Source organism: Burkholderia arboris (assembly GCF_902499125.1).
Taxonomy (GTDB): domain Bacteria; phylum Pseudomonadota; class Gammaproteobacteria; order Burkholderiales; family Burkholderiaceae; genus Burkholderia; species Burkholderia arboris.
Map to the genome: position 1 here is coordinate 1 of NZ_CABVPX010000080.1, position 651 is coordinate 651.

Genomic DNA, 651 nt, shown 5'->3' on the forward strand with positions numbered 1-651 from the left:
GTCGACGTGACCTGCGTGATGGTCACGCACGACCAGGAAGAGGCGATGACGATGGCCAGCCGCCTCGCGGTGATGAGCGAAGGCAAGATCGTGCAGATCGGCGCGCCGGGCGAGGTGTACGAGTTTCCGAACAGCCGCTTCTCGGCCGAATTCATCGGCTCGACCAACCTGTTCGAAGGCCGCGTCGTCGAGGACGAGCCCGACCACATCTTCGTCGAGAGCGACGACCTCGAAGCGCGCATGTACGTGAGCCACGGCGTCACCGGCCCGCTCGGGATGCCGGTCGGCATCTCGGTGCGCCCGGAACGCGTGCACGTGTCGCGCGAGAAGCCGGGTTCGAAGCACAACTGGGCGCGCGGCGTCGTGACCGATATCGCGTACATGGGCAGCTACTCGCTGTACCACGTGCGGCTGCCGAGCGGCAAGACGGTCGTGTCGAACCTGTCGAGCTCGCACCTGATGAGCGACAACGCGCCGGCGTGGAACGACGACGTGTTCGTGTCGTGGTCGCCGGCCAGCGGCGTCGTGCTGACGCAGTGAGGACGACACGATGAGAACCTCTGCTTCCACGCCTTCCGCGCCGGTGTCGTCCGGCGCCGCGAGTACGGGCGCCGGCCGCGCCCGCCCGGGCCGCTTCGCCGCGCTGTCGCG

At 68.4% G+C, this 651-nt stretch carries 1 protein-coding gene; it reads left to right on the forward strand.

What is annotated here, in order from left to right; all coding sequences use genetic code 11:
* A partial coding sequence (locus BLA15945_RS37535; RefSeq protein WP_174994770.1) for a TOBE domain-containing protein occupies positions 1-540 on the forward strand: 540 nt, incomplete at its 5' end.
* Positions 541-651: the final 111 nt, after the last annotated feature.